The organism is Escherichia sp. MOD1-EC5990, from assembly GCF_002965285.1.
Classification (GTDB): Bacteria; Pseudomonadota; Gammaproteobacteria; order Enterobacterales; family Enterobacteriaceae; genus Escherichia; species Escherichia coli_F.
In genome coordinates, this window is record NZ_PTRV01000097.1 from 1 (window position 1) to 311 (window position 311).

Here is a 311-nt window from a genome sequence, read left to right on the forward strand (position 1 = left end):
GTGGCGTCCCCTAGGGGATTCGAACCCCTGTTACCGCCGTGAAAGGGCGGTGTCCTGGGCCTCTAGACGAAGGGGACACGAAAATTGCTTATCACGCGCTGCGTGATATTTTCGTGTAGGGTGAGCTTTCATTAATAGAAAGCGAACGGCCTTATTCTCTTCAGCCTCACTCCCAACGCGTAAACGCCTTGCTATTCACTTTTCATCAGACAATCTGTGTGAGCACTGCAAAGAACAGTTCTTTAAGGTAAGGAGGTGATCCAACCGCAGGTTCCCCTACGGTTACCTTGTTACGACTTCACCCCAGTCAT

1 tRNA gene and 1 rRNA gene are annotated in these 311 nt (G+C 50.8%); both read right to left on the reverse strand.

The annotated features are described in order from the left end of the window. Position 1 precedes the first annotated feature (1 nt). Positions 2–77 (reverse strand) — tRNA-Glu (locus BEB42_RS26065). Between the two features lie 171 nt (positions 78–248). After that, positions 249–311: ribosomal RNA gene (locus BEB42_RS26070) — 16S ribosomal RNA — on the reverse strand; the annotation flags it as partial.